This is a genomic window from Pseudokineococcus marinus, assembly GCF_013004605.1.
Lineage (GTDB): Bacteria > Actinomycetota > Actinomycetes > Actinomycetales > Quadrisphaeraceae > Pseudokineococcus > Pseudokineococcus marinus.
The window spans coordinates 1-4,564 of sequence record NZ_JABEMA010000254.1; the positions used below are offsets into that span (position 1 = coordinate 1).

At 78.7% G+C, this 4,564-nt stretch carries 5 protein-coding genes; 2 read left to right on the forward strand and 3 right to left on the reverse strand.

Going from position 1 to position 4,564, the window contains the following annotated elements:
- Together purE and HLB09_RS13410 are read right to left on the reverse strand one after the other, a co-directional pair.
- A partial coding sequence (purE, locus tag HLB09_RS13405; protein WP_171203849.1) for a 5-(carboxyamino)imidazole ribonucleotide mutase occupies positions 1 to 522 on the reverse strand: 522 nt, incomplete at its 3' end.
- The gene (locus HLB09_RS13410) at positions 515 to 1,768 is read right to left on the reverse strand and encodes a 5-(carboxyamino)imidazole ribonucleotide synthase (protein WP_322790184.1); all 1,254 of its coding nucleotides are present in this window, start codon (positions 1,766 to 1,768) and stop codon (positions 515 to 517) included. The genes purE and HLB09_RS13410, both read right to left, overlap by 8 nt.
- A gap of 286 nt (positions 1,769 to 2,054) precedes the next feature.
- Between HLB09_RS13410 and HLB09_RS19455 the strand changes: the two genes are divergently transcribed.
- Both HLB09_RS19455 and HLB09_RS13420 read left to right on the forward strand, forming a co-directional pair.
- Entirely contained in the window at positions 2,055 to 2,666 is a 612-nt protein-coding gene (locus tag HLB09_RS19455; RefSeq protein ID WP_212771057.1) for a GtrA family protein, read from the forward strand.
- Positions 2,663 to 3,409 carry a polyprenol monophosphomannose synthase gene (locus HLB09_RS13420; protein ID WP_171203850.1) on the forward strand — a complete coding sequence of 249 codons (747 nt, stop codon included), beginning with the start codon at positions 2,663 to 2,665 and terminating at the stop codon, positions 3,407 to 3,409. The genes HLB09_RS19455 and HLB09_RS13420 overlap by 4 nt, the downstream gene beginning before the upstream one ends.
- Before the next feature lie 9 nt (positions 3,410 to 3,418).
- On the opposite strand, the gene HLB09_RS13425 is transcribed toward HLB09_RS13420, so the two are convergent.
- Positions 3,419 to 4,564, reverse strand: a 1,146-nt coding sequence (locus tag HLB09_RS13425) for an adenylate/guanylate cyclase domain-containing protein (RefSeq protein WP_212771058.1), incomplete at its 5' end; no start/stop codon positions are given.

The following is a 4,564-nucleotide window of genomic DNA, read 5'->3' on the forward strand; positions in this document are numbered from 1 at the left end:
GTCGGGTTGCTGGACCACAGCGGCGGCGCGCAGCCCGTCCTGGAAGCGCGCCATCCGCGCGCGCAGGTCGGCCCCGCGCCCGTCGTCGCCCGCCGCCAGGACGCGGACGGCGAGCAGCCCGGCGTTGCGCGCGCCGCCGACGGAGACCGTGGCCACGGGCACGCCCGCGGGCATCTGCACGATGGACAGCAGCGAGTCCATGCCGTCGAGGTGGGCCAGCGGCACCGGCACCCCCACGACGGGCAGCGGCGTCAGCGCCGCCAGCATCCCCGGCAGGTGCGCCGCTCCCCCGGCGCCGGCCACGAGGGCCCGCAGCCCCCGGTCGGCGGCGGTGCGGCCGTAGTCGACCATCCGCTCGGGCATCCGGTGGGCGGACACGACGTCCACGGCGTGCGGGACGGCGAACTCGGACAGGGCGGTCGAGACCGCCTCCATGACGCGCCAGTCGGAGTCCGAGCCCATGACGACGCCGACGAGCGGGTCGCCGTCGCCGACGACGGCGCCGAGCGGGCCCTCACTCATCGATGTCCCCCGCGACGAAGGCGGCGGCGTGCCGCGCCCGGGAGCGCACGTCCTCGAGGTCGTCGCCCCACGCGGTGACGTGCCCGAGCTTGCGCCCGGGGCGCGGGCCCTTGCCGTACAGGTGCACCTTGACCTCCGGGTCGCGCGCCATGACGTGCAGGTAGGAGCGGTACATCGCCTCCGGTTCCTCCGCCGCGCGGTCCGCGCGGGAGGAGCCGAGGACGTTGGCCATCACCGTCCAGCGGGCCCGCGCGCGCGGCGAGCCCAGCGGCAGGTCGAGCACCGCCCGCAGGTGCTGCTCGAACTGCGACGTCGCCGCGCCGTCCTGCGTCCAGTGGCCCGAGTTGTGGGGCCGCATGGCGAGCTCGTTGACCAGGACGCGGCCGTCCGCCGTCTCGAAGCACTCGACGGCCAGCACGCCCGTGACGCCGAGCTCGCCGGCGACGCGCAGCGCCGTCCCCACGACCTCCGCGGCGAGGTCCTCGTCGAGACCGGGCGCGGGAGCGGTCACCTCGCTGCAGACGCCGCCGACCTGCACGGTCTCGACCACGGGCCACGCCGAGGCCTGCCCGCTGGGGCTGCGGGCGACGAGGACGGCGAGCTCGCGGACGAAGGGGACGGCCTCCTCGACGAGGAGGGGTCCGTCGGCGGCGTCGAACCAGTCCTGCGCGGCCCGGGCGGCGGCCGCGTCGTCGAGGACGCGCACCCCCTTGCCGTCGTAGCCGCCGCGCGGCGTCTTGAGGACGACCGGCCAGCCCCCCTCGCCGTCGTTCTCGCCGTCGCCGAAGGCCACGAGCGCGTCGACGTCGTCGACGGGCGCCCACCGCGGGCACGGGACGCCCAGGTCGGTGAGGCGGCGGCGCATGACGAGCTTGTCCTGGGCGTGCACGAGCGCGGCCGGCCCCGGGCGCACGGCGACGCCGTCGGCCTCGAGGGCGCGCAGGTGCTCGGTCGGCACGTGCTCGTGGTCGAAGGTCAGCGCGGCCGCGCCGTCCGCGACCGAGCGCAGCGCGGCGAGGTCGGTGTGGGCGCCCAGGCGCACGTCGGGGACGGCGAGGGCGGCGCTCTCCGCCGCGGAGGTCGCGAGGACCCGCAGGCCGACGCCGAGCTCGACGGCGGCCGGCTGCATCATCCGCGCCAGCTGCCCGCCGCCGACGACGGCGACCACGGGGAAGCCTGGACCCGCGCCCGTGCGGGTCCCGGCCGCCGCCGGTGCGGCGTCGGCGGGGGTCGCCGCGGCGCTCACGGGCGGGTCCCGACGGGCGGACGGCCCCGGCGGGCGGACCCGTGCGGGGACCGGCGGTGCGGGCGGCAGCGGGAGGGGCGCACGCGCGGAGGCTACCGACGGCGGACGCGTCCGACCCACGGCGCCTCCCCGCCCGCCTCCTCACCCCTCCCGGCCCGCAGCCGGGCGCCCCGGGCGGTCGGGGGCGTCCCGGAGGCGCAGGTAGGTTCGGGCCACGGCCGCTGCCCGGCCGCGCGCACCGGGGCGTGCGGGGTGTCGAGGGTGCGGGCCGGAGGGGACGAGAGCGGTGGCGTCAGGAGAGCCGGCCCCGGCGGGGAGCCGCTGGCGGAGCGCGCTGCGCCGCCGCCCGCGCCACGTGGGCGAGGAGGTGTGGCGCTTCCTCCTGGTCGGCGGCGCCGGCTTCGTCGTGGACGTCGGCGTCTTCACCCTGCTGCGGACCTCGGCCCTCGGGCTGCTCGAGGACCGGCCCCTCACCGCCAAGGTCGTCTCGACCGTCGTCGCGACGGCGGTCACGTGGCTCGGCAACCGGTGGTGGACCTGGGGCCACCGCACCACGGGCTCCACGCGGCGCGAGCTCCTCCTCTTCCTGGCCGTGAACGCCGGCGGCACCGGCATCGCGCTGGCGTGCCTCGCCGTCTCGCACTACGTCCTCGGGCTCACCAGCGTGCTGGCCGACAACGTGTCCGCCAACGGCGTGGGCCTCGTCCTCGGCACGGCCTTCCGCTTCGTCGCCTACCGGGCGCTCGTCTTCCGCGACGTCCCGGGGCGCCGGCCACCGCCCGTCCCGCCGTCGGAGGCCCTGCTCGTGCCGGGGCCGCACCGGACGGATCTCCACCGGACGGAGCTCCACCGCCCGGGGCCCGGGCGCAGCGGTGCCGAGCCGGGCGGCGCCGCGTGAGGGCCGTCGTCGTCGTGCCCGTCTACGACGAGGCCGCCACGCTCGGAGCGCTCCTCGACGCCGTCCTCGCCGCCGCGCCGGGCGCGGACGTCCTCGTCGTCGACGACGCGAGCCCCGACGGCAGCGGCGACCTCGTCGCCGCCCGGCCCGAGCCGCGCGTGCACCTGCTGCGCCGCGCGGGCAAGGACGGGCTCGGCGCCGCCTACCGCGCCGGCTTCGCCTGGGCCCGCGAGCGCGGGTACGACGTCGTCGTCGAGATGGACGCCGACCTGTCCCACCCGGCCGACCGCCTGCCGGCCCTGCTCGACGCCGTGGGCCCGGGCGGCGCCGACCTCGCCATCGGCTCGCGGTACGTGCGCGGGGGCGGCACGCGGGGCTGGCCGCGCCGTCGGCAGCTGCTCTCCCGCGGGGGCAACGCCTACATCCGCGTGGCGCTGCGCCTCGGGGTGCGCGACGCCACCGCCGGCTTCCGCGCGTTCCGCGCCGAGCTGCTCGAGCGCGTCGGCGTCGCGGGCATGCGCTCCACGGGCTACTGCTTCCAGGTGGAGACCACCCTGCGGGCGGTCCGCGAGGGCGCCCGCGTGGTGGAGGTGCCCATCACCTTCGTCGAGCGCGCCGCCGGCCGCTCGAAGATGGGGCCCGCCATCGTCGGCGAGGCCGTCGTCCGCGTGACGTGGTGGGCCGTCCTCGACCTCGTGCGCCGCCTGCCCCGCCGGCAGCACCACCGTCCGGGGCGCCGCTGAGGGTGGCCCTCAGGGCCCGCCGAGGCCCTCGAGGCGCCAGAGCGCCTCGTCGTCGGACGGCGACGCCGCCCCCTCCGGGTCCGAGCCGGAGCCCGGGCCCGTGTCCACCCCCGGCCCCGTCCCCGTCCCCGCCGTCGAACGGCGCAGCAGCCAGGGGCGCACGGGACCGAGCCCGCGCAGCTCGCGCTCGCGCAGCGGCCGCAGGTCCAGCCCCGGCGTGCCGACCAGGGGGTGGGCGGTCGGGCCGTCGAGGAGGACGGTGCCGGGCCGGGCGATCGCCGTGAGCCGGGACGCGCGGTTGACCGGGGTGCCGAAGAGGTCGCCGAGCCGGGCGACGACCCGCCCGGTGGCGAGACCGACCCGCACGCGCGGGAGGTCGGGGTCCTCGTCCATCGCCTCCGCGAGGTCCAGGGCGATCCCGGCCGGCGCCGCGCCCGGGGCGCAGGCGAAGAGCACCTCGTCGCCGATCATCGTGATGACCCGACCGCCGTGGCGCGCCACGACGTCGGCCGCGGTCACCTCGAAGCGGTGGACGAGCCGGCCGAGCTCGGTCTCGGAGACCCGCCGGGCCACGCTCGTGAACGCGACGATGTCGGCGAAGCCGACCGTGCGCTGGACCGTCATGGCGGGGTCGCGGGCGAGCCGGTCGGCGGCCAGCTGGTCGAGCGCGTGCGCGAGGTGGCGGCGCCACGTGTAGTCGAGCAGCGGGCCGAGGTCCTCGACCACCTCCTGCAGGCGGGCGGGCACCTCGTCGGCGCTGCCGGTCTCCTCGAGCAGCAGCTGGACCTGCCAGGAGGCCAGCCGGTCCATCGTCCGACCGATCGCCCGCGCCAGCTCCAGCGCCCGCTCCTCGCCGAGCCGGACGTCCTCGACGAGGCGGGTCACCTGGGCCAGCGCGTCGACGTCGTCCTGCGTGAACGCCGGCACGGAGGACTCGACGTTCGGCAGGCCCAGCGCCCGCCAGAGCGCCCGCGCGTCCCGCAGCCGCACCCCCGCGGCGGTCGCCACCTCGCGGCGCGAGAGCGAGGGCTCCCCGCCCAGCAGGGCCCGCTCCGCGGCCAGGGCCCCCTGGGCGAGCGCGTCGGGCCCGGCCGGCCCGGTCCCCGTGCCGTCGCCGGGACGGGCGTCCGGCCCGGGGGGGGCACATGGCCGGAC